The following is a 26,584-nucleotide window of genomic DNA, read 5'->3' as shown; positions in this document are numbered from 1 at the left end:
GAGGAAGTCAGCACCTTACCCGTGCCGCTTCCCTCACCGGGGATGGAGGAAGTCAGCACCTTGCCCGTGCCGCTTCCCTCGCCGGGGATGGAGGAAGTCAGCACCTTACCCGTGCCGCTTCCCTCACCGGGGATGGAAGAAGTCAGCACCTTGCCCGTGCCGCTTCCCTCGCCGGGAGTGGAAAAAGCCGGCAGCCTGCCGCTCCCGATCCCCTCGCCGAGATCGACGGCGGCCGAAGAAGGCAGCAGCCTGCCGGTCCCGATTCCAGCGCCGACTTCGTTGGAACCTCCGGCCGTCCGCGGGGATCTGGACCAGGCGGAATCGATAACCGGAAGCCCTGAGGGGGACAAGGCTACGCCGATCAACCTGCCGGATGTGCAGGCGGTCCGCGGTGCGGGGCCGGAAACCGTCGTGAAATTCGGTGATCGGACGGCGGTGGAGTCGGCCGGCGAAAAAATGGAGGCGACTCCCATAACCCTCCCCGGTCAGGAGAATCCTGCTCCCTTGCCGGAAGCAGGAGAGGGGACCGCCGGCGAGGAGGACGCCGGAGCGGAAACGACGCCCGCCGGCGAGGCGGGCGCGGGGGAAGGCGGGGAGTGGACTCCTCCGCCGGATTGGTATCTCGCCATCGGGCCGGACGGAAAGATGATTGTCGTCGACGCCGACGGCAACCCGGTGGAATCCCCGCCTCAGGTGCAAACGGTCAATCCGGCCGACGGCTCCCCCTGCGATCCGACGGTTTTTTATCCGGGCAGCGCCGACGGAGTGGAATTGCCGTACTACAGCGATTCTCTGGATAACTGTTCGATATTCATCGATTCGGACGGCAAACCGATCGTCGTCGACATGAATGGAAATCCGTTGCCTCTCCAGCCGGTCGTCCAGATGACCAATCCGGAGGACGGCTCGCCCTGCGCGCCGAAGGTGTACTATCCCGGCTCCGACCAAAAGCCGGTCGAACTGCAGGAGTTCACCTTTTTGGACGCCGGCCTTTACCTTCAGGGCTGTTCCATCCTCGTCGGGGCGGATGGAAAAGCGGTCCTCGTCGATGCGGACGGCAATCCGAAAGCCCTTCAGCCGCACATTCAACTTAAGGATGAAAGCGGAACCCTTCTGAATCCGACAATCTCCCTCGACAGCTCTGGAAAAAATGGATATGCGCTGAAGTACTATTCCGGAAACATCCTGGACGGGTGTTCGGTGCATGTCGGCGCGGACGGGAAGCCGGTGGTGGTGGACGCGTCCGGTAAGCCGCTCGCGGTCCAGCCGGTCATCCAGACGACGAACCCGGACGGATCTTCCTGCGAGCCGAAGGTGTTTTACCAGGGCTTCGAAGCCGAACCGGTCGGGATGTCGTACTATTCCGAAAATCTGGAGAATTGTCACCTGCACACCGGCGCGGACGGCAAACCGGTGGTGGTGGACGCCAACGGCGTGCCGCTCGCTTCCCAGCCGATCATCCGGACGGTGGATGAGAATGGCCAGCCCTGCGAGCCGAAGATCTATTACCAGGGCGGGGAAGAGAATCCGGTTTCCGTATCCGCCTATTCGGCGCCGCTGGACGGCTGTTCGATCTACGTCGGCGCGGACGGGAAGCCGGTGGTGGTGGACGCGGACGGCAAACCGCTTCCCTCCCAGCCGGTTATCCAGACGGTGAATACGGCGGACGGTTCGCCCTGTCCGCCTCAGGCGTATTACAAAGGCGCAGAAGGAAATCCGGTGGAATTGCCGTACTACACCGGGCCGAAGCCGAAAACCGGTAATCCTTGATGGGAATCGGAGGCGAGTCGTAATCAGAAGACGGACGGGGAATGCGCAGAATGCGGTTCCCCGCCCATTATTTATGCGCTTTTAAAACCACCGCCTATGAAAGTGAGCACCTTGAAAAGGTTCTGCCGTCGGAGTGGGCAATTCTGTGATGGAGGAAAAATCGAATCCTATCCTAGCGGATGCATTGAGCGCGATGGATTCGGGAAGATGTTTACGATCCTCCGCATCCGGGTCGATTTCACTCCCCCCCTGAGTTTCTCCGCCGCCGGGTACGGTCCTGATCCCCCCATTCCGAAGGAATAGGGGGAAGTGAACTTGGGGGGAGGGAGACCGGGGAGAACGTCTCTCTATTGGGGGAGTGGTTCGAGCAAATAGAACCGGCGGGAACGCAACTTCCAGGCGCCGCATGCCAAAGCCTGCCCCGTCGGGATCCAAGACGGGGCCGCCGCCTCCGGCGGTACTTGACTTCCTTAACCCATTACAATTCTTCGCCGAACGCCTCTTTCCAGATCGGTTTTCCTAGGAAGTGATCCTCTCCACCGCCTTTGCCACCCCGTCTTCGCCGTCGATCTTTTTCCCGATTTCGCGGCAGCGCTCGCACATCGCCCCGTCGGTGAGCGCGCGGTCGATCGCCGCGGCGAGCCGCGCGGCAGTCAGCTTCCGCAGCGGGATCGGCTCCGGCCCGGCGCCCAGCGCGCGCACGCGCCCGGCCCAAAACGGCTGGTCCGCGGTGAAGGGGATCACGATGTTGGGAACGCCCGCGCGCAACCCGGCGCCGGTCGTGCCCGCGCCGCCGTGATGCACGACCGGGCCCATCCGCGGGAAGAGCCAACTATAGGAGATCGATCCGACGGTGAGAATGTCTCCAGGCTGTTCTTCGGCCGGGGGAGAGGGCTCCCCGGTGGACAAGATTCCGCGTTGGCCGGTAAGCCTGAGCGCTTCGCGCGCAATTTTCGTGAGGCGGTCTGCATCCTGCGAGGAATAACTGCCGAAGCCAATGAAAACCGGAGGCGTACCGGTTTCGATGAAGCGCCGCAATCCGCCGGCGATCTCCGCATCCCGCGGCGGATCCAACTGCCAGTATCCGGTAATCCGCGCCCAAGCCGGCCAATCCGCCGGACGCGGGACGACGTGTCCGCTGAAACCGAACAACAGCGGGGTAATCCGATCCGCCGTGCTCTCGAAAGGCCAGCCGGTGAGCGGCGGAAGCTCCGGCCGGTTGCGGCGGACAAGGTTGTACAGCATTCCGCCGCCGCGGCGGAAAATATTATTGAAGAGTGTGTGCGTCAGCTTGCGGATCGGGCCGGGCAGCGGCCGGTCCGGAAAGCCCGGCGCGGCGAAGGCTGCGGTCGGGGCGAACATCGGGAACATCTGGGCGGAGAAATCCGGCACGCCAAGCGACCGCGCGAGCTCGTAGCCGGCGTGGGTGAAAAGAAACGAGTGCACGACCGCCTCCGCGCCCGGCGCGGCTTCCCGCAGCCGGGCATAGACTTCGGCCGCCAGCGGGAAGACAAAGCGCGACATCACGCCGATCATCCGCAGCGGGTTTGCGCCCGCCTGCCGGGCCATCGCCGCCGCGAGCCGCGCCGGGTCGCCGGGCAGCGGGACGTACTCGACGCCGCTCCCCGCCGCAAGATGCGCAAACGATTCCGGGGCGGCCAGGCGCGCGGAATGTCCGGCTTTGAGGAATCCCTGCGCCAGCGCCAGGAAAGGTTCCACGTCGCCGCGCGTGCCGTAAGTCATCAGCAGGATGCGCATGGGGTGATTGTACAGGAACTCGACACCTGACAGGTCGGAAGACCTGTCAGGTGTCGAGCGGGTGTGGGCTTCCAGCCGAAGTAGGTGTCGGCGTGATTTCGCGCCCGATACAGGACTGAAACCGGAAAGGAGCGGCCTTCAAGGCCGCGCTGGTCTGATCCGGGGCGAGAGTGCCCTCAGCGCGGCATCCGGTCGTCGTACGTCTGCAAAGCCTTCATGTAATTGGCGCGCTCGAAGGCGGCCGGCTCGGCCACCGATTTCTGGCTCAGGCTGCCCTGCATCTGCCGGACCGAGGCGTATTCGCGCTCGGTCATCCACGCTTCCGCTTCCTTGAGGATCTTCCCCGCGTGGGTAAGCCCGTTCCGCACCAGCGCCGAGGCGGTCATTGCCACGCTGGCGCCGGCCATGACGGCCTTGATCAGGTCCGTCCCGGCGTGGACTCCGCTTGAGAGCGCGAAATCCGCCTTCACGCGCCCATAGAGGATAGCAATCCAACGCAGCGGCAGGCGCAGATCCTCCGACGTGCTCAGCACAAGCTGCGGCTTAACCTCAAGGTTTTCCAGGTCGAGGTCCGGCTGGTAGAACCGGTTGAAGAGCACTAGGCCGCCGGCGCCGGCTTCGGCCATCCGCCTCCCGATCTGCGGCAAGGCGGTGAAGAACGGGCTTAGCTTGACCGCCAGCGGAATCTTCACTTTGGCGGCGACGTCGCGCACCAAGCGGACGTATTCCTCCTCGAGTTCCGCCCCGCTCAGGTTCGGATCGGTGGGCAGGTAATACAGGTTCAACTCGAGGGCCGAGGCGCCGGCCTGCTCGATCCGCTGGGCGTAATCCACCCATCCGCCGCTGGTGATCCCGTTGAGCGAGGCGATGACCGGAATCTGCACCGCTTCGCGCGCCCGGCGGATCGATTCGAGATAGGCGTCCGGATTGAGGTTGTAATGTTCCAGGTCCGGAAAGTAGGTGAGCGCTTCGGCGAAGGATTCCGTGCCGTAGTTGAGGAAATGGTCCAGCGCATTGCTTTCATGGTTGATCTGTTCCTCGAACAGCGAGTGCATCACCACGGCCGAAAGCCCGGCGTCTTCCATGCGGCGGATCGTATCGGTTTTCTTGGAAAAGGGGGACGAGGCGGCGACGAGGGGGTTTTTCAACTTCAGGCCGAGGTAGGTCGTGGAAAGATCGGTCATGCGGGACTCCTTTCGAGGAGGGTCTCATGCTGAGCCCTGCCGGGGCGGGGGATCGGTCCTGTGCGGACGTCATCCCGAGCCCCGGAAGGGGCGAGGGATCGGTGACGCTTTATGGTGCGTCCTTATCCGCCGTCCACGCGCCGCCGATTTCACGGCCGCCGACGCGGCCTCGGAATGACGTACTGCGGATGTCCTCCCGAACCCCCCAGTGGGGGGGCGGGAGGACATCCGGTTGGTTTTTCAGCTCTTCGGCGGTTGCTCCCCCGGAGCCTGCGCCGCCGCCATCTGTTTGTAGAACTCCCAGCGCTGGACGGCAAACTTCTTGGCCTTGGCCATCAGCATCTCGGCCCGCGCCTCGTCGCTCTGGACCAGCATCTTATAGCGCGTTTCGTTGTAGGCGTACTGGTCGAGCGGGACGGTCGGATCCTTCGAATCCAGGATCAGCGGATTCTTGCCCTCCGCCGCCAGCGCCGGATTGTAGCGCAGCAGCGGCCAGGCGCCGGATTGCACCGCCAGCTTCTGCTGATCCAGTCCCTTGCGCATGTCGATGCCGTGGTTGATGCAGTGGCTGTAGGCGATGATCAGCGACGGACCGTCGTAGGCTTCGGCTTCGAGGATCGATTTCAGGGTGTGCTGGTCGTTGGCGCCGAAGGCCACCCGCGCCACATAGACGTTGCCGTACGACATCGCCATCAGCGCTAGGTCCTTCTTGCCCACCGGCTTGCCGCGCGAGGCGAACTTGGCCACCGCCGCGAGCGGCGTGGCTTTGGAAGCCTGGCCGCCGGTGTTGGAATACACCTCGGTGTCGAGGACCAGGATGTTTACGTCGCGGCCAGAAGCCAGGACGTGGTCCAGCCCGCCGTAGCCGATGTCGTAGGCCCAGCCGTCGCCGCCCATGATCCAGACGCTCTTCTTGACCAGGAAATCGGCCAGGCTGAGCAGATCCTTGGCCTTCGGGTCGGCCGCTTTTTCCAGCTTCTTCTTCAGCTGCGCCACCCGTTCGCGCTGGGCGCGGATCCCCGCTTCGTCCTTCTGGTCAGCTTCCAGCAATCCCTTGACCAGATCGTCGCCGAGGACCGAGGCCAACTGCGGCAGCAGCTCGCGGGCGTATTCATTCTGTTTGTCGATCGTCAGCCGCATGCCCAAGCCGAATTCGGCGTTGTCTTCGAACAGCGAGTTTGACCAAGCCGGGCCGCGGCCTTCCTTGTTGAAGGTCCACGGCGTGGTGGGCAGGTTGCCGCCGTAGATCGAAGAACAGCCGGTGGCGTTGGCGACGATCATCCTGTCGCCGAACAGTTGCGAGACCATCTTGACGTAAGGCGTCTCGCCGCAGCCGGCGCACGCGCCGGAAAACTCGAACAACGGCTGGAGCTGGGCCAGGTTCTTAACGGTCGCGGGCGAGAAGGCCGTCCGGTCGGGTTCCGGCAGGCCGAGGAAGAAGTTCCAATTGGCGTTTTCCTGCTCGCGCAGGGGCGGCTGTTCGGCCATGTTCAGCGCCTTGCGGGCGGGATTGGTCTTGTCCTTGGCCGGGCAGACTTCGACGCACAGCCCGCAGCCGGTGCAGTCCTCCGGGGAAACCTGGATCGTGAACTTGGAGCCGGGGAATTCCTTGAACTTGGCGTCGACGCTCTTGAACGACTTGGGCGCCTTGGCCAGCAGGTCCGGGGCATAGGTCTTCTGGCGGATCACCGCGTGCGGGCAGACCAGCGAGCACTTGCCGCATTGAATGCAGATCGACGGATCCCAAACCGGGATCTCGAGGGTGATGTTGCGTTTTTCCCACTGCGTGGTGCCGCTGGGGAAGGTTCCGTCGATCGGCATCGCGCTGACCGGCAGGGAATCGCCCTCGCCGGCGATCATCGGGCCGAGCACCTTCTTGACGAACTCCGGCGCGGCGTCGGGAACCGGGGCGTGGCGGTGGATGCTGGAACCGGCCTTGCGCCCCTCCAGCTTGACCTCGTGCATGTGGGCCAGCGACGCGTCGACCGCTTGGTAGTTCTTCTGCACCACGGCGTCGCCGCGTTTGCCGTAGGTCTTCTTGATCGCCTTCTTGATTTGCTCGATCGCCTGCTCGCGCGGCAGGATTCCCGAAATGGCGAAGAAGCAGGTCTGCATGATGGTGTTGATCCGGCCGCCCATGCCGGTCTCCTGCGCCACCTTATAGGCGTCGATGACGTAGAAGCGCAGCTTCTTTTCCAGAATTCCCTGCTGCGTTTCGCGCGGGAGGTGATCCCAGACTTCCTCCGCCGGATAGATGCTGTTGAGCAGGAACGTGCCGCCGGGCTTGACCGCCGCCAGCACGTTGTACCGCTCGAGGAAGCTGAATTGGTGGCAGGCCAGGAAGTTGGCCTGGTGGATGAGTGAGGGGGCGCGGATCGGCTGGGGTCCGAAGCGCAGGTAGGAGGTGGTCACCGACCCGGATTTGCGCGAGTCGTAGGCGAAGTACCCCTGCGCGTAGTTGGGAGTCTCCACCCCGATGATTTTGATCGAGTTCTTGTTGGCCCCCACCGTCCCGTCGGACCCCAATCCCCAAAAGATGCAGCGCACGGTGGATTCGGATTCGACCGAGAAGTTCGGATCGTAGTCCAGGCTGGTGTGCGAGACGTCGTCGTGGATCCCGACGGTGAAGTGGTTCTTGGGTTTGGCTTTGGCCAGCTCGTCGAACACACCCTTGACCATTCCGGGGGTGAAATCCTTCGAGCCCAGGCCGTAGCGTCCGCCGATGACGACCGGCGTCTTGTCCCACGGGGATGTCCCCGCCGCCGCGGCTTCGCTGATCGCGGTGACCACGTCCATGTAGAGCGGTTCGCCGCCCGCGCCGGGTTCCTTTGTCCGGTCGAGCACGGCGATGCTCTTGACGGTTTTCGGAAGCGCCTTCAGCAGGTGCTCGGCGGAAAACGGCCGGTAGAGGCGGACCTTCACCACCCCGACCTTCTCGCCCTGGCCCACCAGGAACTCGACCGTTTCCTGCGCGGTCTCGGTGCCGGAGCACATCAGCACGACCACCCGCTCGGCGTCGGGCGCGCCGACGTAATCGAAGAGGTGGTAGGCGCGGCCGGTGAGCGAGGCGAATTTGTCCATCGCCTGCTGGACGATTTCCGGGCAGGCGGCGTAAAACGGATTGATGGTTTCGCGGCTTTGGAAGAACACGTCCGGATTCTGCGCCGTGCCGCGGATGACCGGGCGGTCCGGCGAAAGCGCGCGGGCGCGGTGGGCGCGCACCAACTCGTCGTCGATCATCGCCCGCAGGTCGTCTTCGGTCAGGCGTTCTAGCTTGCTCACCTCGGAGGAGGTGCGGAACCCGTCGAAGAAATGCAGGAAGGGAATGCGCGCCTTGAGCGTGGCCGAGTGCGCCACCGCCGCCAGGTCCTGGGCTTCCTGGACCGAGCTGGAGGCCAGCATCGCCCAGCCGGTCTGGCGCACGGCCATCACGTCGGAATGGTCGCCGAAGATCGAGAGCGCGTGCGAGGCGAGCGCGCGGGCGGTGACGTGGAACACGGTCGGGGTCAGTTCGCCGGCGATCTTGTACATGTTGGGAATCATCAGCAAGAGGCCCTGCGAGGCGGTGAAGGTGGTGCACAGCGCGCCGGCCTGCAATGCGCCGTGCACCGCGCCGGCCGCTCCGGCTTCGCTTTCCATCTCGGTCACCGAAGGTACGGTGCCCCAAATGTTGGTCTTCTTCTCGCCGGACCATTGGTCGGCAAATTCACCCATGCTGCTGGAGGGGGTGATTGGGTAGATCGCGATCACCTCGCTCAGCTTATGGGCGACGAAGGAGGCTGCTTCGTTCCCATCGATCGTTGCTATCGGTCTTGTCATCCGTTCCTCCGTTTTTTTTCCGCAGGGCCCCGGCAAACTCCGCCTGTCGGCCGTGCGCCGGAGGCGGAGTCTGGGAGTTCCTGGGGTAGTGGTTTTATAAAGGAAGAAGAAAAAAACCTTGAAGCGCGGTTGGTTTTTTGGGTATTATACCCCCTCCGGCCGGCGCTTTCGCCGGAACCGGCCGCGCCGTCGGGAAAACCCGTCCGGCCCGGCCGGTTGGGCGTGCAAGATAAATCCGAGCCGGTTGTGGGATTTTACCCGGGCCGCGTTGGGAAAAATTCCGGCTGTTCCCGGCGGGTCGTTTGCCGGCGTCGTTTCCAAGGAGTGTGGCGGGATGCAGGGTTGCTCGGAATGGGGCGTGGACGCCGTCGTATGGCTGCAGGGAAATTTCGCCTTCCTCCAGCCGCTGATGCGCGGGTTGACCTTCCTCGGAAGCAGCGAATTTCTTCTCCTGCTCGGGTTGGCCGTCTATTGGTGCCTCGACGGAAAAGCCGGCGCGCGGCTCGGCCTTCTGCTGATGGCCGGCTCGTCGATCGGCAGCCTGCTCAAACTGGCGTTTCATCTGCCGCGCCCGTATTGGTGCGGACTGCGGGTGGAGCCGCTGGCCGGTGAAAGCGGGTACGGGATGCCGTCGCTCCACACCCTGAACGCCTGGGCGGCGGCGCCGTGGCTCGGCGCGCGCCTCCGCCGCGGCGCAGGCTTCGCGATCGGCGCTGCGCTGGCGGCGGGAATTTCCCTCTCGCGGATGATGCTGGGAGTGCATTTCCCCCAGGATGTGTTCGCGGGAATCGCGGCCGGCGCGCTGGTGTGGGTCGGCGTCGATTTAGGAATCCGGTTCCTCGGCCCGGTTCTGGTCCGCGGGGGAATCCTGATCCAATTGGCCGTCGCCGCCGCGGGGTCGGCGGCGCTCCTCATGGCGCAAACCGCAGTCCTCGCAATGATCGCGCCGGCAGCGGACCCCGCCCAATGGGCGGACAACGCCGCCCGAATCAATGCGATCCTGCCCCGCAGCCCCGATTCGATCGTCTCTCTGGCGGGATTAATCCTCGGATTGGGAACCGGGTTGGCCTGCCAACGGCGGTGGGCACCGTTTTCCGCGGGGGGAACCCCCGGGCGCCGACTGTTGCGGTTTGCCTTGGGGGTTTCGATCGCGGTCCTCCTGCGCAGCGGCTTGGCGGTTCTTTTCCAGGGCTTTGATGTGGCCTGGGCTCCGCTCCTGCGGTACCTGCGCTACGCGTCGGTGGGTTTTTGGGCGGTGTTCCTCGCGCCTTGGCTGTTCCTGCGCCTGAAGCTGGCTGAACCGGAACCGGAGCGCAAGGAGCCGGTCCGGACGAACCAACTCATCGGATCGTGAAAAAAGAACCGGTTGTCCGTGTCTTCCTAAGCGGAGATCGGATCTCGGACGGCCCAATGCGAGGCTTCGGTGAAGATCGGCCTGGCGCTTGGCAGGGGCAAATGAAAATTCAGCTGACCCCCTCAAACACGGACCGCGGCGCCACGACCGCCCCGATCAGCGACGGGCCGGTGTGCGCGCCGAGGACGAGCGACAGGCGGCCGGCCGCCAGCCAATAGCAGGATATTTTTTCGGCGATGGTCTGCTGAAGCCCGGCGGCATCCTCCGGATTCAACGCGTACACCACCTGGGCGCGGTACGGCCCGTCGGGCGACAGGCGTTCCTTCAGGGTGTCGGCCAGCCCCTTGATCGCGCCGGTGATGGTGCGCGCCTGTCCGAGCTGTATGTATTTCCCGTCCCCGCGGTTGTCCACGCCGAGAATCGGTTTGATGTCGAGCACCGAAGCGATCAGCCCCTTCAGGTGGCTGATCCGCCCGCCGTGAATCAGGAACCGCAATTCTTTGAGGGTGAAGATCGTCTGGGTCGAGGCGCGGATTCTCTCCAAGAGTCCCAGAATCCGTTCCTTCTCCCAGCCGGCGCGCCGGGCGCGCGCGGCGGCTTCCACCATCCAGCCTGCGCCGGCGGAAAGGGTCTTCGTGTCGAAGAAGGTCACCTCGGCTTCGGGGACCTGGGCCGCGGCCGTGCGGGCCGAATCCAGCGTCCCGCTCAGGCCGGAGGAAATGTGGATCGAGAAGATGGACCGCGAGGTTTTAGCCAGTTTGCGGTACAGCTCCACGAATACTCCGGAGGGCGGCTGGGAGGTGGTCGGCAGGTCCTTACTCGTTTCCAGGCGCGAATAAAACTCCGCCGGATTCAGATCCGGCCCTTCCTCGTAGGTGGATCCGCCGAGGGTGACGCTGAGGGGCACCACGCGGATGCCTAAATCCTCGCGTTGTTCCGCGGTGAGGTTCAGGTCGCAGCCGCTGTCGGTGACGATGTGCATGAAGCACCTCCTGGTCCGGACCGGTCCGATCCGATATTCGGAATTATAGGATCAAGCCGTCCCGGCGAAGATTAAGGGAGCGGGAATTCCGCCGGCTGTCGGCTAAAAAACAAAAAAAAGGGCCAAACCGCTTCCATCACGCAGGATCGGCATTGGAAAGCCTGCCCCGTCCTTCTCTTGGACGGGACCGCCGATCCCAGAGTCGGCGGTCGGACTCTTTGCCGTCCCGCCGTTATTTCTCGATCCTGCCGCCCGCTTCCCCGCCGGCTTCCTCGCTGAACAAAAACCATGCTCCCGCCTGGTCGCCAGCGTTTTTTGGGGCGCGGTCGTAATAGAGGGTGAAGGTCCGGCCGCCCTCCGCCCGGATCGTGAAGAAATCCCGGCCCACGCCGCGGGATCCGCGGATTGCGGCGGTCCGGGCGTGGGCCGGCGTCATGTTGTCCGCCATCCGCCCGCGGCGGGAGTAATCGTGCCATTCGGCCAGCATTTCGGCGACGGCGAAGCGTTGGCCGCGCCACACAAAAGCGGCCGGGCAGCCGGCCTGCTTCTTCAGCAGCGGCTGCCCGGTGAATTCGACTTGGATCGGTTCGCCGATGAAGCGCCGGACGGGCGGCATGGTTACTTTCCCGCGATGAAGTCCTCGGTCAGCTGGCGCGCCTTGTCGTCGGTATACTGCGTGGGGGGGGTCTTCATGAAGTAGGAGGAGGGGGCGGCGATCGAACCCTTCAGCCCGCGGTCGAGGGCGAGTTTGGCGCAGCGCACGGCGTCGATCACCACGCCGGCCGAGTTGGGGGAATCCCACACCTCCAGTTTGAGTTCGAGGTTGAGCGGGACGTTGCCGAAGGTGGTCCCTTCCATGCGGATGTAGCACCATTTGCGGTCGGTCAGCCACGGGACGTAATCGCTCGGGCCGACGTGGACGTTGTCTTCGGCGATCTTGTAGGGCAGCTGCGAGGTGACGGCGTTGGTCTTGGAGATTTTCTTGGATTCCAGCCGGTCGCGCTCGAGCATGTTGAGGAAATCGGTGTTGCCGCCGAAGTTGAGTTGGAAGGTCTTGTCCATGATCACGCCGCGGTCCACGAACAGCGAGGTGAGCACGCGGTGGGTGATGGTCGCCCCGACCTGGCTCTTGATGTCGTCGCCGATGATCGGAAGGTTGCGCTCCTCGAAGCGCTTCTGCCAATACGGGGCGCTGGCGATGAAGACCGGGATGCAGTTGACGAAGGCGCAGCCGGCCTCGAGGACCTGCTCGACGTACCATTTGGTGGCCATTTCCGAGCCGACCGGCAGGTAGCTCACCACCACGTCGGTCTTGGTGTCCTTAAGGATCCCGACGATGTCGGCGGTGGGGCCGGGCGCTTTCTTGACGACCTTCGACAGGTAAAGCCCGAGGCCGTCGTGGGTCATGCCGCGCGCGACGGTGACTCCGGTGTGCGGGACGTCGGAAAACTTGATTGTGTTGTTCGGATGCGCGAAAACGGCTTCCGACAGGTCTTTTCCGACTTTTCCCTCCACCACGTCGAAGGCGGCGGTGAATTGGATGTCGCGGATGTGGTATCCGCCGAGGTTGACGTGCATCAGCCCCGGGATGCGCTCCTCGTCGGCGGCGTTTTTGTAGAATTCCACGCCCTGGACCAGCGAGGAAGCGCAATTGCCCACCCCGATGATCGCCACGCGGACTTTCTTCTCGGATTCCGACATGGTACTAACCTCCTTGCGTCTTCGTTTTTTATGATGATTTAATTCTTTTTCGGTCATTTCGCTGTGCTATAATCCGGTCGCTGAAAAAGATGACCGCCCCTCTCTATTCCCCCACGGATCGGATCCACCGGTTGGAGCGTCTGCTCGAAACCAACCGGGTGCTTTCTTCCACGTTGGATCTGGAGCCTTTGCTGCAGACGGTCGTCGACGTCGCTTCCGAACTCACCGACAGCGAGGTCGCCTCGCTGTTGCTCTACGATCCGGAAATCCAGCAGCTCCGTTTCGCCGCCTCGCCCTGGTTTCAGAAGGCCTCCTTGCAATCGATGACCGTGCCCATCGACCGAAGCGTCGCCGGACAGGTGTTCCGTGAAAAGCGTCCGGTGGTCGTGCAGGAAGGCAGCAAGGATCCGCGGCTGTATCGTTCGGTGGGCGAACAGGTGGGCCTGGCCACCCGTTCGATGCTTGCCGTGCCGCTGGTGTTCCGGGAGCGGCCGATCGGGGTGCTGGAGGCGCTCAACAAACGCTGCGGGGTGAATTATACCGGAGAAGACGTATCCATCCTAGAGACCCTTTCCGCGCAGGCGGCGGTGGCCATCGAGAATTCCCGGCTGATTTCCCAGGTCCAGAGCCAATACGAGCGGCTGGCCAGCCTGGACCAGATGAAGGGGGATTTCATCGCCATCGCCTCCCATGAATTCCGCACCCCGCTCGGGCTGATCCTCGGACACGCGGCCTTCCTCCAGGACGGCGCAACCCCCGACGTTGCCGAGCACCTCTCGGTCATCATCCGCGCCGCCGAACGCCTGAAGGACATCCTCGAGGAGCTTTCGCGCCTGACCCATTCCGACCAGGGCATGACCCGGTTGAACCTCCAGGTGTTCCCGGTCAAGGAGCTGCTCGACGAGGTGGCCGCCAAATTCGCCCCGGCGGCAAAGGAAAAATACCTGTCGCTGGAAACAGAATGCAAACCGATCGGGCTGGTGGTCGAAGCCGACCGGCAGAAGATCCAGGTGGCGCTCGGCAACCTGATCGACAACGCGATTTCCTTCACCGACACCGGCGGCCACGTGCTGATCGCGGCCGGCGGCAGGGAGCCGGATTCCAAGGAGCGTTCCGGCTGGGTCGATCTCGAGGTGGTCGACGACGGGATCGGCATTCCCGGTTCCAAACTGAACAAGATCTTCGAGCGCTTTTACCAGGTGGAGAATCATATGATCCGCCGCAAGGGGGGGCTGGGCCTCGGCCTGCCGGTGGCGAAATCGATGGCGGAACTCCACCACGGCAAGATCGAAGTCGAAAGCGTGGAGGGAAAAGGCAGCCGCTTCTGCATCCGCCTCCCGGCCCGCCAGCCGAAGAACAACCCCAACGGCCAAAAGCCGCATTAGTCTCCAACTTCCTCACCGGATTTGCCTGAAAATCACAACTATTCAAAGGGGAAAGACCATTCGTGTCTTGCGCTGGACGGGTTGGGGACCGCCGATTTCCAACCCGCCCTACTTTTTTTGTGACCGGCGGGATATAATACTGGCCTTCGGGGCGTGGCTCAGCTCGGCTAGAGCGCACGGTTCGGGACCGTGAGGTCGGCAGTTCAAATCTGCCCGCCCCGACCAGGAAACCTACATCCGTAGGTTTTCTTTTTTGTAACGCTCAGGCAGCTTTTTTCGACTGAATAATCTCAGCTTAACATCACCAGTGTTATAGATTTTATCCGTCACCCCGGCGTGGCTTCCCCGCGCCTGCCCTCGCGTCTGCCTCCGCTCCCGCCCTCGCGCTTGCCCTCGCGGAGCGGGGGAAGCGGGGGAAGCGCGCGAAGCGGGGTTCAAAGCCGGGGGCTAGTATTTATTGAAGATCTACTGGATGCCGGCTAAAAACACCCCCGGCAAAGAACGCGCCGAGGGCGGTCGCCGGCATAACGATCGTCAGCTGAGTATTACCGATTTCTTTTCAATATTGAATAGGCTGATAAACTTTTTTGGTGGGCGGCAGCCCGCCCCAACCGGCCGAAAAAGAATAGGATCACGGCTTTCCAAGTTTGAAACAACGCCATCCCAATTCGCCGCAGCGCAATCAGCCGACAGCCGGCGCAGAGCGCGGGGATGGATATAGTAAAATCCTTTCAACCTTCCATTCGGCAGGCGACGGATTGACCCAGTGAATGCGGAATCCTCCAAACCGGCGAGCCGCAGGCATTTGATCGGTGCGATGTTGGTATGCGTTCTGGCGGCCCTGCCCCCGCTTTGGGTCGTGAAAACCCGTTGGTTCGATCCCATCCCCGGAAACCGGCTGATCCGCAGTATGTACGGGTGGTGTTCTTGGCAGCTCCTCTGCCAATCCCACATTCCGGTAATCGTCCTGTTCGGTTTTTTGGTTTGCGCGGCCTCCATCATCGTCGTATTGGCCATCCAACGGAAGAGCCGGACCGTCGCCCTGGCGGCCGCCGAATCCCCGCCGGCCGCGGCGGAGGAAACGCCGCCGCGCCGGCGGAAGATCCTTGCCCGGATCCTGTTTGGTGTCTCGGGCGTCGGCTTTCTGCTGACGGCGGCGGACAGCCTGATCTCGGGACGGATCCCGGGCTGGAACTTGATCGCCGTGTATGCCTGCGGCCTCGCGGGATTCCTGCTCGGCGAGCGCGTGCGGATAGCGGACGGGTGGAAGCGCAACGCCGGCTTTTGGCTTGCCATCCTGTTGAACCATATGCTGTTCCTCGCCTCGCTTCGCGCCGTTGCCGGCCGAAGCGCTTGGGGAATTCCCGCCGCGGCGGCTTTTCTGATCTCCCTGGCCGCCCTTTGGCCCCATCGGCGCCGCCTGTCCCCGGCCTACTTTCTTTTCCTGACGGCGATCCTCCTCTTCACGCTGGGCAACGATACGTGGTGGAGTTCCCTCGTCGGGGACGAGTATTCGCAGTTTATCTTGAATTCCTCCGTCGCCCGGGAGCGGGATTGGGTCTGGTTTGGCGGCAACCTGTTCAACACCGAGGGGAATTTCGGCACCACACCGCTCGTCGCCACCTACATCCAGGTCTTCTTTATGAAGATTTTCGGCCTCGACGGATTCGGCTGGCGGTTCAGCAACGCCTACCTGTGCGCGGCCGGGATCGCCCTCCTGTACGGCTTTTTGAGAAAATTCCTCGCCGAGCGGATCGCGCTGACGGCCGCCGCGTTGCTGGCCGGGTCCGCATACCTGATCGGTTTCGCCAAGATCGGATATACCAACCTGCAAGCCTTCTTCGCCCTCGCGCTGGTCCTGTTCCTCTCCGCGGAAGCCGCGCGGTCGAAGTCCCGGACGGCGTTTTTCCTTTTGGGATCGGCGCTGGCTTTCTGCGGCTACACCTTTCCGGCGGCGTTGTACGTCCTCCCGCTTCCATTTCTGTTTCTCGGCTTCCATCATCCTCCGAAAACGCGCGGGGCGGCGGCGGATTGGGGGATTCTGCTGGCGGCGTTCGCCACTCTGGCGTTTCCGCTCTTTCTGCAACCGGATTATTGGGCCGAAAAAATCCCTGGGACCGTCTTGGCCAATCCCAACGCCCTGCAAACGCTTTGGAGGACGGTCGACCATTTTCTGGCAAACGGTTTGTATGCGTTTTTTTCGTTCCTCTACGTCCAGCAGGAAACGCATTTCATCGCGGTTTCCTACGCGGATCCGATCACCGGGGCGTTGATCCTCATCGGCTTCGGCGTATGGGCCGCCAACTTCCGGAGGAGCCGTTTCTGTTCTTTTTGGATGGCGAGTTTCTTCTGCCTGCTGTTTTTGGTGGGGATGTCGCACGGGTACGATGTCCCGCCCACCACGCGCATGTTCCTGATGCTTCCGTGCTGGATGGTGTTTGCCGCGTCCGGTCTGGAATACCTACTGGAAGGGTTGACCGCCCTTTTCCGATTGCCGCCGAAGGTTCTGCTCGGGGTCCGGGGGGCAATCCTGCTGTTCATTGTCGGCGTGAATCTCTACCAGGCGCAGGTCCTGGCCTATGATCTCTACGCCAGCCGGCCCCCGCTGGAATCGATTTTCCTGCGTTCGGCGGAGGAGGCCACCCGAATCCGGCCGGGATCTTTCCGCCGCTACCTTTTCCTGACCGATTCTTCCTGGACGGCGGCCGGATTGCGGATCCTGCAATCGGTGTACCCGCAAGTCCTTGGGGGCGCCGAGATTTCAGATTACCGGGTCGACGGCGGGCCCATGCCCAAGCCGGTTTTGGAATCCCTGGCCGATCCCGCAACGATGGTGTTCCTCCTCCCCTTCTCTCACGCCGGATGGCAGGAGGATGTCGAGAAAATCCTGCGGGAGGCGGGCAAGGATCCATGCCGGATCCGGACGGCGGAAGGAAAGGAAGTGGTGGCGATCTTCGCGCCCCCGGAATTCTCCCCGATCTGCCATCCGCGATGGGGATTCCCGCCCGGGTTAAGTTGTTCATTCTTTAAAGTGGCCGATTGCCTCCCGATGCGGAGACCGATCGGCGCCCTGTTTCTTAGCGGGTGGAAATCGGCCGGTACATCCCCGGGCGGCCGGGAGGGTATGCATCGACTGCGTCTCTACCCGGCGATCCCGGATTTGGAAAAGCACTTCCCCTTCGACAGGATTCCGCTCCGCATTCATTTCGCCATCTGGAAAAAGACGGCGGCATGAATGCGGTCCACGTTCGAATTATTCTCATCCGGCGAAACGGGAAAAATCGGAATTCCAACTCAAATTTCCCCGCGGAAGGCCGAGACGCCGCGCCTCCTTCCCGCATCCGACCGGCTATAATTGGAAGAAACCGGTTTCCAGTTGCCAAAAAGGAAGGTGCCCGCATGAAAGCCTATTTCGGTCCGATCGAAGAACAGACGGAAGAGAATCAGAATTTCCGCAAGGTGCTGTACACCGGGAAATACTGCCAGTTGGTGGTGATGTGCCTTCCGCCGGGCGAAGAGATCGGCAACGAGGTCCACAACGATGTGGACCAGTTTTTCCGGATCGAAGAAGGAAAAGCCAAGTTCGTCCTGAACGGAACCGAAGAGCATTTTGTGGAAGAGGACGAAGCGGCGATCATCCCGGCCGGGACCTACCACAACATCATCAACGCATCGGAGAAAAAGAAGCTGCAGCTGTACACCATCTACGCCCCGCCGAACCATCCGGACGGCACGGTCCACAGGGACAAAGCCGAGGCGGACGAAGCCGAGCAGCACGAACACCACGGATAGGAAGTGCGCGCAGGCGGACGATGCGCCTTCCAGGGCGTCCGCTGGCGGAGTGGATCGGAGATCGATCCGGAGAGCGTTCTCCGCTCTCCAGATCTCTTGTTTCGCCGGGGCGCGGATGGCCGGGCAGGGCTGCGCAGGCCGGCCCCCAACCGGGTCCGGGGGAACCTTTCGGAACCCTAAGGGTTGGCAAGGGTTCCCCCAACCCCAATGCGATAGCCGACTCTGAAATCCGATACCGACGGAATCGGTGAAAAATCCGCACTCCCAGAGAATCCTGCTTGCCTGCAGGAGGCTGGCGGTTCCATTCTCCGTCCGGCAGCGCCCGGAGGGCTTGCGTCCGGCGAAATCCCTGGTATAGTAATACATAAGAACGATTATTAGTTAGGATTAATTTTCTTGAAGGATTGCCCGCGGCATGGACGTCAGGATCCGTTCTGAACAGCTCGTTCAAAAACTTCGCGATCAGGGATACCGGCTGACCCCCCAGCGGCTGGCTTTGGTGGACCTGATCGCCCGCAGCGAAGGGCACCCGAACGCCGCCCAGCTGTACGACCGTCTCCGGCGGCGGTTTCCCACCACCAGCCCGGCCACGGTGTATAAATTGCTGGCGCTGCTCAAGGAGTTGGGGGAGGTGTGCGAAATCGATTTTCACGACGACAGCCATTACGACGGCAACCGGCCGGAGCCTCATCCGCATCTGATCTGCATTAAATGCCGGAAGATCGTGGACGGCACGATGGACCTGGATCCGGAGTGGGTGCGGCGGATGGAAAATAAATCCGGATACCGCATTGAGCGGCACCAGTTGACCATCTTCGGGGTTTGTCCTGAATGCCGGAAATAACGGCGTTTCTTTTTTTCCTTGTTATGGAGAATTATTATCAATAGAAAATAATATTCCATATATAGATTGGCCCGGAAAGTGCCCAACGGGCGGTGAAGGAGGTGATGGATCGTCAACCTGCAGCGGATCGACCCGGAACCGATGGAAAACATCAAAAAAGAACAATCCTAGGAGGCCGAAATGGCGAAAGTCGCACAAGAAATGGTCGAGAAATCCGGCGTGGACCTCAAGCAGCTGGTCGAGCTCCTGATTAAGAACGCGTCCGCCGAACTCACCACCTATTACTACTACACCATCCTGCGCGCCAACCTGATCGACTTGGAGGGCGAAGGGGTCAAGGAGATCGCCGAAACCGCGCGGATCGAGGACCGCAATCACTTCGAAGCGCTGATGCCGCGGATCTACGAGCTGGGCGGTAACCTTCCGGACAGCATGGTGGATTTCCACAATCTCTCCGCCTGCCCGCCGGCGAACCTGCCCAAGAATCCCGCCGACGTGAAAGGCATCCTCAAGGCGCTGGTGGAGGCGGAACGCTGCGCGGTGCGCGGATACACCCACATCTGCAACCTCACCGCCGGCAAGGATCACCGCACCTACGACCTGTGCCTGGCGATCCTCAACGAGGAGATCGAGCACGAATCCTGGTTCTCGGAATTTCTCGGCGAGGGGCCGTCGGGCCACTTCCTGCGCCGCGGGGAGACTTCGCCGTTCGTGGGGAAATTCCTGAAGTGACTCGGGGTTGGGGGGAACGGAAGGGAAACCCTCCTGCCGTTCCGCTTTCCGTTTTCCACAAGGGTGCTGAAAAAGGCTATAAACAACGTCATGGCAGGCGAACGTAGGAAGCGAAGCAATCTCTTCTTCTGTACAATAAATGGGATTGCCCCGCCCGCCACAACGGCGCCTGGGCGGGGCTGGCAATGGCATCTCGTGCCTTTTTCAGCACCCTGCTAAGATTGGAAGACACCAAGGCGGACAAGCCATGGTGTCTTTTTTTATGACTGCTCAGCCAAGCGATCGTCATGCCGGCGCCCGCCCTCGGCGCGTTCTTCGCCGGGTGTGAACTAAGCCGACATCCATAGCTCCGGGCGGAGTAACTGGACCCCGGCTACGAACACGCCGGGGTGACAATCAAAATCAACAACCCAAACGCGCCGAAGAATGGTTTATTTAGAATTTGGGGCAACATCGAGGCTGAGTAATTACTTTTTTTTATATTTCCCGCCCGGGCGTTGCGGAGCGCCTTCGGTCGGCGATTCGGACGACGGCCGCGAATGCCCCCGCCGCCACCATGATTCCGTCCTCGAACAAGCCGAACTTCGGAATCTGGATCAACAGCGGAAAGGGGATCGCCCAAAAAAGCAACAAGCCGAAGGTCATCCAATGGATCCCCCGGAGACGAATCGGCGCGGTGAACGCCATCAAGATCAGCGCCAAGGCGGTCGTCGGGCAGGGGAAAACCCCGGGCAGGAGCCATTTGGACGCCGGAGGCCCGTGCAGCAAGCCCGCCAGCGGATAGGCAACCATCACCAACCCCACGCCGATCCACAGGTTATCCTGCGCCAGCCTGCAGCCGGCAGGGCATAGCGGGTCGCTCCGGCGGCCAGGTCCACGCCGAAGAGTGCGGCAAGCGATAGGAACAACACGGATTGCGCGACGTGGGCCGGAAGCTGCTGGCCGAAAACCGTGAAGAAGACAATTCCTATCCACCCGAAGCAGAGGACGAAATACGCCTTGACCAGACGCTCGGTGGAAGCCGACGGTTTTCGGAGGAAGGCGGCCAGTCCGATCCAGCCGAGCAGGTACAAATGGATCTGCCATCCTTGACAAATATAACGAAAACGATAAAATAGGTTAGACTAAATAAAAAATTAGGTTAAAATAACTCTCGTTTTATAGATAACCAAGAGGAATGCCGCAGAAGGACGCTCGGCTGGAGGGCGCCTGATCCGCTTTTTGGAAAGGCGGCGGTTGCTCCCTATGGGAGGAACGAAAGAAGCCGCGGAGAGGTGGCGTCGGCAGGGCGATCGGATGACCGCAGGATACGGAAATCATCGGATCCGGGGCAAGCGCGGGTGTTTCCTGTATTCTTCAGGCGGTTGGGAGTGAATGCATCGGATCGGATAACGCGGAGGGAATGATGGAATCTGGTATCCGTTTGGTCATCTGGGTATCCGGGATCGTCATCGCTGCGGCAGGGGCATGGTACATCGTCACGCGCATGCGCCGAAGTTGGGTTGTCCAAACCCGGGAGAATCGGCGCAGGCGGGTGGAAGATGCCCTGAAGCTGGTTTTTAATTTGCAGCATGAGGGGCTGCCCGTCGATCAATACCGCTTGGCCGTTGAGCTGGATCTCACGATCGAGGCGATTCGGGAGTTGATCAGACGTCTGGAAACCCTGAAGCTGATTCGGACGGATGATACTCGCGTCGTTCTCACGAAGGAAGGGCAGCGGTGGGCCTTGCAGGTGATCCGGGCCCACCGGTTATGGGAGAAGTATCTGGCGGATGAAGCGCGCATGCCCCTGCAGCGGATCCATACCGCCGCCCATCGTCGGGAACACCGATTAAGCGTGGAAGAGGTGGATCAATTGGACGCCGCCTTGGGGCACCCGGCGTTGGATCCGCACGGAGATCCGATCCCCAGTGCGACCGGAAAACTGCGCAATACCAAAACCCGATATCCGCTGGTCCGCTTGAAGGCCGGGCAACGCGGAAAAATCGTCCATCTGGAGGACGAGCCTCCGCTGGTGTATGCCCAGTTGTTGGCCGAGGGATTGTTCGTCGGCCAAAAAATCCGCTTGGTGGAAAAAAGCCCGCACCGCATTGTGTTTACCAGCGGCGCTACACGGCACAGTCTCGCCCGGCCCATCGCGGAAAATATCTGCGTGCAGATCGAAGGGCCCGCGGCGCAGCCTGCTCTTTCCGGAGTCTCGCTTTCCCATCTTGGCCATGAAGTCAAGGCGGAGATCGTCGCCATTGATGACCGCTGTCAGGGCTTGACGCGCCGCCGGTTTTTGGACCTGGGCTTGACTCCGGGAACGGTGATTTATCCCGAATTGGAAAACGCTTTCCGGGATCCCCGCGCCTACCGCGTGCGGGGAACCTTGATCGCGTTGCGCAGCGATCAGGCGGCGATGATCCGGGTTCGTCCGGTCCCGGTCGTACCCTAGGAAGGAACGGTGAAGAATGCCCAAGAAGAAACTTGCCGCCAGGAGCGGCGCGCCTCCGGAGGGTGCCCGGATGAAACAGATGGGTTTGACCTTGGAAAAATTCGACAAGGTGGTGGCGTTGGCCGGCAACCCCAACACCGGCAAATCCACGGTCTTTAACCGGTTGACCGGCCTGAACCAGCATACGGGAAACTGGCCGGGGAAAACCGTCTCCCGGGCCGAAGGCGGCTTCCTGTACGAAGGCGTCCGCTACAAATTGGTCGATTTACCCGGCACGTACTCCCTGCTGTCCGCGTCGCAAGACGAAGAAATCGCGCGCAATTTCATCCTTTTCGGACAACCGGATTGCGTGGTGGTGGTTTCGGATGCCACCGCGTTGGAACGGAACCTGAACCTTGCGCTGCAAGTTATGGAGATCACGGACCGTGTCGTGATCGCGGTCAATCTCATGGATGAGGCGGAACGGAAGGGAATTCGTGTGGATACCCGGAGCCTTTCGCGCGATCTGGGCGTTCCGGCGGTTCCTCTCGTGGCGCGCACCGGCCAGGGGATACCCGAACTGCTGACGGCGACCCATGCGGTGGCCTCCGGACGCTTGCGGACCAAACCGTTACGGGTGGAAGGGACACCGGGAGTGCGGCGCGCGGTTTCCCTTCTGAGCCGGCAAATTCAATCGCTGTATCCGGATCTCCCCAATGCGCGATGGCTTGCGATCCGCCTGTTGGACGGCGATGCCCTGATACAGCAGGCGATTCGAGACGGGGAGTTGGACGAATTCGTTCACGCGGCGGGCCGGGTTGACGAGGGCGCCGGCGTGGTTTCCGCCGAAGGGAACGCCTAGGAGCATACGATGGCCGATACCATCACTCCGCAAGACATTCTGGAACGCGCGGAAGGCCTGCGGGCGACACTGGCCAGCGGGTTCCGTGATGAAATGGTGAAATCTTTGTACGCCGAAGTGGAACGCATCACGAAGCGGGCGGTGCGGATCGATGCGCAGGGCCGTTCCGATCTGGACCAGCGCATCGATCGGATTGTCACGTCGCCGGTCTGGGGGCTGCCGATCATGCTGTTGCTGTTGGCGGCTGTGTTCTGGGTGACCATCGTCGGGGCGAATGTCCCTTCGGCCATGCTGGCGGATGCGTTCTTCTACCTTGAAGAGAAAGCGGCGGCGCTGTTCACCGGGTGGGGATTCCCCTGGTGGCTGGTCGGGTTTCTCTGGCATGGCGTGTACCGCGGCTTGGCGTGGGTGGTGTCGGTGATGTTGCCCCCGATGGCGATTTTCTTCCCCCTGTTCACCATTTTGGAAGACCTGGGGTATCTGCCGAGGGTGGCGTTTAATTTGGACTGGCTGTTTAAGCGGGTGGGGGCGCACGGCAAACAATCCCTGACTATGGCCATGGGCTTCGGCTGCAACGCGGCGGGTGTGATCGCCGCCCGGGTGATCGAATCTCCGCGGGAGCGCCTGATCGCCATTTTGACCAACAATTTTGTGCCCTGCAACGGACGCTTCCCGACCCTGATCCTACTTGCCACGTTGTTTGTGGCCCCTGCTTTTCCGGCCGGCCTGGCTTCGTTTGCCGCGACCGGCACGGTGCTCGGGGTGGTGCTGATCGGGGTTTTGGTGACGCTCTTGGTCTCCTGGGCCCTCTCGCGCACCGTGTTGCAAGGCGAGGCTTCGGCGTTCACCCTGGAATTGCCCTCCTACCGGCGTCCCAATATCGGCCGGATCCTCTACACGTCCTTGATCGACCGCACGGTGTTTGTGTTGTGGCGGGCGATTCTCACGGCGGCTCCGGCCGGCGCGGTGATTTGGATCCTGGGCAATATTCCGGTTGGCGGCCAAACCTTGGCGCAGGAGATAGCCGCTTTTTTGAATCCCTTCGGCCTTCTCCTGGGCCTCGACGGCGTGATCCTTCTGGCCTATATCATCGCCATTCCGGCCAATGAGATCGTCGTGCCGACGATCATGATGGTGTATATGGGCGTGGGCATGATGACGGATCCGCCGGACCTGGAATCGCTGCACACGCTCCTGGTGGACGGCCACGGGTGGACCATGCTGACGGCCGTCAACCTGATGCTGTTCTCGCTGTTGCACAACCCATGCGCCACCACCATCCTGACGATTTATAAGGAAACCAAAAGCTATCGATGGACTTTCCTGAGCGTCGTGATTACTCTCGGGTTGGCTTTCTTGGCCACCTTTACGACTGCATCGGTGGTGCGCTTGCTTGGAGGGGGATGATCTTGGACGCTGCCGACAGGGGCGGGTTCAGCCCCACCATCCAGAATTATCTGAAAACCATTTATTGGCAGACACGGGAGGGACGGCCCACCAGCACCCTGTCGCTGGCGGAAGCCCTGGGGATCCGGCCGGCCTCGGTGACCAACATGCTGCAAAGCCTAGCGGACAAAAAGCCGGGTTTGATCCGGTATCGAAAGCATCGTGGTGTGACACTCACTCCGAAGGGCGAAAAGGCCGCCTTGCAGGTTATCCGGCGTCACCGTCTGATCGAGCAATTCCTTTTCCAAATCCTTCGCTACCCCTTGGAGAAAGTGCACCCGGAGGCCGAGGAGTTGGAACATGCCGTCTCGCCGTTTTTTATCGAGCAGATCGTTCGGTTGATGCAGGACCCGAATTTCGATCCGCACGGCCATCCGATACCGGATTGGAATTTGACGCTGCATGACCCGCGGAATCTGATCCCGCTTTCCGGCCTCCGTCCCGGACAAAGCGGCGTGGTCCGTCAGATTGTCCATGGCGATCAGAAGGCTTTGGCTGCCCTGAACGCCATCGGACTTCAACCGGGGTCGACCATCCTTGTGACGGATCGGAATCCGGCGGACGGAGCTTTGCAAATCCAACTGCTGGAAAGCGGTCAGGGGATGGCGCTCAGCGCGGCGACGGGGGAAAGCATACAGGTTGATGCGGTGGAGGGGTAGCGCCGGGCGTGTTCGCCGGGATGGCGCGCCGGAACGGATGCCCGACGGTCTTCCGGATACGGGACCTACCCGGCGGAGGGGTTCCCCAGTCCGACGCCCGCGATGCCGGTCCCGCAAGCGGGGCACCGATCGTCCCCTGTAACGCCGCAATCCAGGATCCGGTTCCCGATGCGCCGGATCACCGCACGGCCGCAGTGTGGGCAGAGGGTGTCTTCGCCGTCGGCCGCATTGCCCAGGTAGACGTAATGCAAACCGGCCGCTCGCCCGATCTCCCGAGCCTCTTCCAGTTTTTCGAGGGGTGTCGGCGGCCGATCGTTCATCCGGTAGGCGGGAAAGAAGCGGCTGATGTGCCAGGGCGTATCCGGGCCCAATTCCTGCGCGATGAAACCCGCCGCGTCCTTCAATTCCGCCGGATCGTCGTTGATCCCGGGGATCACCAGGGTGGTTACTTCCAGCCAGATGCCCAGACGCCGGATGGTTTTTAAGCTTTCCAAAACGGGAGCGAGCTTCGCGCCGACATACTGTTGATAGGTTTTCTCCCGGAAGGCCTTCAGGTCCACATTGGCGGCATCCAAAAACGGAGCGGATTGTTCGAGCATTTCCTCCGTCATGTACCCGTTGGTGATGAACAGATTGGCCAGCCCGCTGCTGTGCGCAATGCGCGCGGTGTCGAGGGCGTACTCGGAAAAGACCGTCGGCTCGGTGTACGTATAGGCGATGCTCCGTGATCCGGCTCTGCGGGCGGCGGCGACGATCTCGTCCGGCGCGGCAAGCTCACCCAGGAGAAGATGCCGTTCCCGCGGCATCTGGGAGATCTCCCAGTTCTGGCACCAGCTACAGCGGAAGTTGCAGCCCGGCGCGGCCACGGAGTAGGCGGTCGTGCCGGGATGGAAGTGAAAGAGCGGCTTCTTCTCGATGGGATCGACATGCTGCGCGATGGTCTTCCCGTAAGCGAGCGTATACAGCACCCCTCCGCGGTTTTCCCGGACTTGGCAGATGCCTTTCCCGCCGTCGGGGATGATGCAGCGATGCGCGCACAAGCGGCAGCGCACTTTTCCCCCGGGCAGCTTGTCGTATAGCATCGCTTCCTTGGGCGGATCGTCCAGTAGCGGCTTTTTCATGGCAAGCGTTGGAACCTCCGAACATAATAGGTCTCCCCGCTGTACTCCGTTTCCAAGATCCGGTTTTGCGCCACCAAGGCGTGGACGCTCTCCCAGGACGATCCGGCCTTTCGGAGGAGCGCGTCGACGGCCTCCCGGCGCATCGAATGGATGGCGGTGATGCTGAGTAGATCTTCCTGGATGCTCCCCGTGGAGGAAAAGGCGTTGCCTTCGCACCCGGTCAGGTATTCCAGGGAAGCGGCTTTTGTGCTGAGAATTTGGTAGGCGCGGTTGACGACCCGCTCTTCGGGCGGGTCCACTGATTTCACCGTGGGGGGCCGCGTGGGAATGGCCAGGTACGCCGCGGAAGGATTCAGACGCGCCAGGAAGTCCGCTACGTGGCGCAAGCTTTCCTCTCCGTCATTGACATCGGCCGCCAACATGGTCTCGGTGACCAACCGGCCCGGAAATGCATGGGCAAAGGTCAGCGCGCCCTCCAAGATCGCATCCAGCTTCAGGCTTCTATGCAGCCGGTCGACCCGGCGCCAAACCGGTTCATCCACGGCATCCACCTTCAGCGAAACCCTGTCCGCCTCCAGGAGCGCTTCCCGCACTTGCTCCTGCCAGATGAGCGAGGCGTTGCTGATGACGGCGATCGGGATGCGCAACGGCTTCAACAGGCGGATTGTGCGTTGCAGGTTGATGCCCAGGTTGGATTCCCCGTCGGGGACGAAGGTCGGATGCTCAAGCGGTTCCCCGGCGGCTTGTACTCCCTCCATC

General features: G+C 62.0%; 21 protein-coding genes and 1 tRNA gene. 12 read left to right on the top strand and 10 right to left on the bottom strand.

Features of this window, described 5'->3' with window-relative positions:
- A partial coding sequence (locus tag JW929_01135) for a hypothetical protein (GenBank protein MBN1437986.1) occupies positions 1–1,770 on the top strand: 1,770 nt, incomplete at its 5' end.
- A gap of 519 nt (positions 1,771–2,289) precedes the next feature.
- Here JW929_01135 and JW929_01130 read toward each other — a convergent pair.
- The 3 genes from JW929_01130 to nifJ all read right to left on the bottom strand — a co-directional run bounded on the left by JW929_01130 (position 2,290) and on the right by nifJ (position 8,531).
- A complete protein-coding gene (locus JW929_01130; GenBank protein MBN1437985.1) occupies positions 2,290–3,528 on the bottom strand; it encodes a glycosyltransferase family 1 protein in 1,239 nt (412 codons plus the stop codon).
- Between the two features lie 176 nt (positions 3,529–3,704).
- Positions 3,705–4,712, bottom strand: a complete 1,008-nt coding sequence (locus JW929_01125) for a dihydroorotate dehydrogenase-like protein (protein MBN1437984.1) — start codon at positions 4,710–4,712, stop codon at positions 3,705–3,707.
- 240 nt (positions 4,713–4,952) lie between these two features.
- The gene (gene nifJ, locus JW929_01120) at positions 4,953–8,531 is read right to left on the bottom strand and encodes a pyruvate:ferredoxin (flavodoxin) oxidoreductase (protein ID MBN1437983.1); all 3,579 of its coding nucleotides are present in this window, start codon (positions 8,529–8,531) and stop codon (positions 4,953–4,955) included.
- Positions 8,532–8,865: 334 nt separating this feature from the next.
- Between nifJ and JW929_01115 the strand changes: the two genes are divergently transcribed.
- The gene (locus JW929_01115) at positions 8,866–9,885 is read left to right on the top strand and encodes a phosphatase PAP2 family protein (protein ID MBN1437982.1); all 1,020 of its coding nucleotides are present in this window, start codon (positions 8,866–8,868) and stop codon (positions 9,883–9,885) included.
- Between the two features lie 109 nt (positions 9,886–9,994).
- Here JW929_01115 and JW929_01110 read toward each other — a convergent pair whose 3' ends face one another.
- The 3 genes from JW929_01110 to JW929_01100 all read right to left on the bottom strand — a co-directional run bounded on the left by JW929_01110 (position 9,995) and on the right by JW929_01100 (position 12,568).
- Positions 9,995–10,867 (bottom strand): DegV family protein, encoded by an 873-nt coding sequence (locus JW929_01110; protein ID MBN1437981.1) that lies wholly within the window; start codon positions 10,865–10,867, stop codon positions 9,995–9,997.
- A gap of 232 nt (positions 10,868–11,099) precedes the next feature.
- Positions 11,100–11,483 carry a hypothetical protein gene (locus JW929_01105; GenBank protein MBN1437980.1) on the bottom strand — a complete coding sequence of 128 codons (384 nt, stop codon included), beginning with the start codon at positions 11,481–11,483 and terminating at the stop codon, positions 11,100–11,102.
- Positions 11,484–11,485: 2 nt separating this feature from the next.
- Positions 11,486–12,568, bottom strand: a complete 1,083-nt coding sequence (locus tag JW929_01100) for an inositol-3-phosphate synthase (GenBank protein ID MBN1437979.1) — start codon at positions 12,566–12,568, stop codon at positions 11,486–11,488.
- 89 nt (positions 12,569–12,657) lie between these two features.
- On the opposite strand from JW929_01100, the gene JW929_01095 reads away from it, so the two are divergent.
- From JW929_01095 to JW929_01070, 6 genes are all read left to right on the top strand, one after another.
- Positions 12,658–13,953, top strand: a complete 1,296-nt coding sequence (locus JW929_01095; protein ID MBN1437978.1) for a HAMP domain-containing histidine kinase — start codon at positions 12,658–12,660, stop codon at positions 13,951–13,953.
- Between the two features lie 147 nt (positions 13,954–14,100).
- Positions 14,101–14,178: transfer RNA gene (locus JW929_01090), tRNA-Pro, on the top strand.
- A gap of 541 nt (positions 14,179–14,719) precedes the next feature.
- On the top strand, positions 14,720–17,188 hold the full coding sequence (locus JW929_01085; GenBank protein ID MBN1437977.1) for a glycosyltransferase family 39 protein: 2,469 nt from the start codon (positions 14,720–14,722) through the stop codon (positions 17,186–17,188).
- Between the two features lie 164 nt (positions 17,189–17,352).
- Complete coding sequence (locus JW929_01080; GenBank protein ID MBN1437976.1) at positions 17,353–17,745, top strand: cupin domain-containing protein; 393 nt, start codon at positions 17,353–17,355, stop codon at positions 17,743–17,745.
- 415 nt (positions 17,746–18,160) lie between these two features.
- Positions 18,161–18,589, top strand: coding sequence for a transcriptional repressor (locus JW929_01075; protein MBN1437975.1), 429 nt, complete (start codon positions 18,161–18,163; stop codon positions 18,587–18,589).
- A gap of 180 nt (positions 18,590–18,769) precedes the next feature.
- The gene (locus JW929_01070; GenBank protein MBN1437974.1) at positions 18,770–19,321 is read left to right on the top strand and encodes a hypothetical protein; all 552 of its coding nucleotides are present in this window, start codon (positions 18,770–18,772) and stop codon (positions 19,319–19,321) included.
- 477 nt (positions 19,322–19,798) lie between these two features.
- Here the strand turns inward: JW929_01070 and JW929_01065 are convergent, their stop codons facing one another.
- Complete coding sequence (locus JW929_01065; protein ID MBN1437973.1) at positions 19,799–20,113, bottom strand: hypothetical protein; 315 nt, start codon at positions 20,111–20,113, stop codon at positions 19,799–19,801.
- Positions 20,113–20,394 carry a hypothetical protein gene (locus JW929_01060; GenBank protein MBN1437972.1) on the bottom strand — a complete coding sequence of 94 codons (282 nt, stop codon included), beginning with the start codon at positions 20,392–20,394 and terminating at the stop codon, positions 20,113–20,115. Before JW929_01060 ends, JW929_01065 begins: the two co-directional genes overlap by 1 nt.
- A gap of 332 nt (positions 20,395–20,726) precedes the next feature.
- Here JW929_01060 and JW929_01055 point away from each other — a divergent pair, with 332 nt between their 5' ends.
- The 4 genes from JW929_01055 to JW929_01040 all read left to right on the top strand — a co-directional run bounded on the left by JW929_01055 (position 20,727) and on the right by JW929_01040 (position 24,704).
- A complete protein-coding gene (locus tag JW929_01055) occupies positions 20,727–21,758 on the top strand; it encodes a metal-dependent transcriptional regulator (GenBank protein MBN1437971.1) in 1,032 nt (343 codons plus the stop codon).
- A gap of 70 nt (positions 21,759–21,828) precedes the next feature.
- Positions 21,829–22,599: a 50S ribosome-binding GTPase gene (locus JW929_01050; GenBank protein MBN1437970.1), complete on the top strand. Its 771-nt coding sequence runs from the start codon at positions 21,829–21,831 to the stop codon at positions 22,597–22,599.
- Between the two features lie 9 nt (positions 22,600–22,608).
- Positions 22,609–24,006 carry a ferrous iron transporter B gene (locus JW929_01045; GenBank protein ID MBN1437969.1) on the top strand — a complete coding sequence of 466 codons (1,398 nt, stop codon included), beginning with the start codon at positions 22,609–22,611 and terminating at the stop codon, positions 24,004–24,006.
- Positions 24,003–24,704 carry a metal-dependent transcriptional regulator gene (locus JW929_01040; protein ID MBN1437968.1) on the top strand — a complete coding sequence of 234 codons (702 nt, stop codon included), beginning with the start codon at positions 24,003–24,005 and terminating at the stop codon, positions 24,702–24,704. The genes JW929_01045 and JW929_01040 overlap by 4 nt, the downstream gene beginning before the upstream one ends.
- 65 nt (positions 24,705–24,769) lie before the next feature.
- Here JW929_01040 and amrS read toward each other — a convergent pair whose 3' ends face one another.
- Together amrS and JW929_01030 are read right to left on the bottom strand one after the other, a co-directional pair.
- Positions 24,770–25,825: an AmmeMemoRadiSam system radical SAM enzyme gene (amrS, locus tag JW929_01035; protein MBN1437967.1), complete on the bottom strand. Its 1,056-nt coding sequence runs from the start codon at positions 25,823–25,825 to the stop codon at positions 24,770–24,772.
- Positions 25,822–26,583, bottom strand: a complete 762-nt coding sequence (locus JW929_01030; protein ID MBN1437966.1) for a hypothetical protein — start codon at positions 26,581–26,583, stop codon at positions 25,822–25,824. Before JW929_01030 ends, amrS begins: the two co-directional genes overlap by 4 nt.
- Position 26,584: the final 1 nt, after the last annotated feature.

This window comes from Anaerolineales bacterium (assembly GCA_016928575.1).
Lineage (GTDB): Bacteria > Chloroflexota > Anaerolineae > Anaerolineales > RBG-16-64-43 > JAFGKK01.
Note: the sequence above shows the minus strand (reverse complement) of the source record. Positions and strands in the feature narration are given on the sequence as shown.

Bases quoted from the DNA above. Each gene is read 5' to 3' on its own strand.
- JW929_01130 (MBN1437985.1), bottom strand. From the start codon at position 3,528: ATGCGCATCCTGCTGATGACTTACGGCACGCGCGGCGACGTGGAACCT.
- JW929_01125 (MBN1437984.1), bottom strand. From the start codon at position 4,712: ATGACCGATCTTTCCACGACCTACCTCGGCCTGAAGTTGAAAAACCCC.
- nifJ (MBN1437983.1), bottom strand. From the start codon at position 8,531: ATGACAAGACCGATAGCAACGATCGATGGGAACGAAGCAGCCTCCTTC.
- JW929_01115 (MBN1437982.1), top strand. From the start codon at position 8,866: ATGCAGGGTTGCTCGGAATGGGGCGTGGACGCCGTCGTATGGCTGCAG.
- JW929_01110 (MBN1437981.1), bottom strand. From the start codon at position 10,867: ATGCACATCGTCACCGACAGCGGCTGCGACCTGAACCTCACCGCGGAA.
- JW929_01105 (MBN1437980.1), bottom strand. From the start codon at position 11,483: ATGCCGCCCGTCCGGCGCTTCATCGGCGAACCGATCCAAGTCGAATTC.
- JW929_01100 (MBN1437979.1), bottom strand. From the start codon at position 12,568: ATGTCGGAATCCGAGAAGAAAGTCCGCGTGGCGATCATCGGGGTGGGC.
- JW929_01095 (MBN1437978.1), top strand. From the start codon at position 12,658: ATGACCGCCCCTCTCTATTCCCCCACGGATCGGATCCACCGGTTGGAG.
- JW929_01080 (MBN1437976.1), top strand. From the start codon at position 17,353: ATGAAAGCCTATTTCGGTCCGATCGAAGAACAGACGGAAGAGAATCAG.
- JW929_01075 (MBN1437975.1), top strand. From the start codon at position 18,161: ATGGACGTCAGGATCCGTTCTGAACAGCTCGTTCAAAAACTTCGCGAT.
- JW929_01070 (MBN1437974.1), top strand. From the start codon at position 18,770: ATGGCGAAAGTCGCACAAGAAATGGTCGAGAAATCCGGCGTGGACCTC.
- JW929_01065 (MBN1437973.1), bottom strand. From the start codon at position 20,113: ATGGTTGCCTATCCGCTGGCGGGCTTGCTGCACGGGCCTCCGGCGTCC.
- JW929_01055 (MBN1437971.1), top strand. From the start codon at position 20,727: ATGGAATCTGGTATCCGTTTGGTCATCTGGGTATCCGGGATCGTCATC.
- JW929_01050 (MBN1437970.1), top strand. From the start codon at position 21,829: ATGAAACAGATGGGTTTGACCTTGGAAAAATTCGACAAGGTGGTGGCG.
- JW929_01045 (MBN1437969.1), top strand. From the start codon at position 22,609: ATGGCCGATACCATCACTCCGCAAGACATTCTGGAACGCGCGGAAGGC.
- JW929_01040 (MBN1437968.1), top strand. From the start codon at position 24,003: ATGATCTTGGACGCTGCCGACAGGGGCGGGTTCAGCCCCACCATCCAG.
- amrS (MBN1437967.1), bottom strand. From the start codon at position 25,825: ATGAAAAAGCCGCTACTGGACGATCCGCCCAAGGAAGCGATGCTATAC.
- JW929_01030 (MBN1437966.1), bottom strand. From the start codon at position 26,583: ATGGAGGGAGTACAAGCCGCCGGGGAACCGCTTGAGCATCCGACCTTC.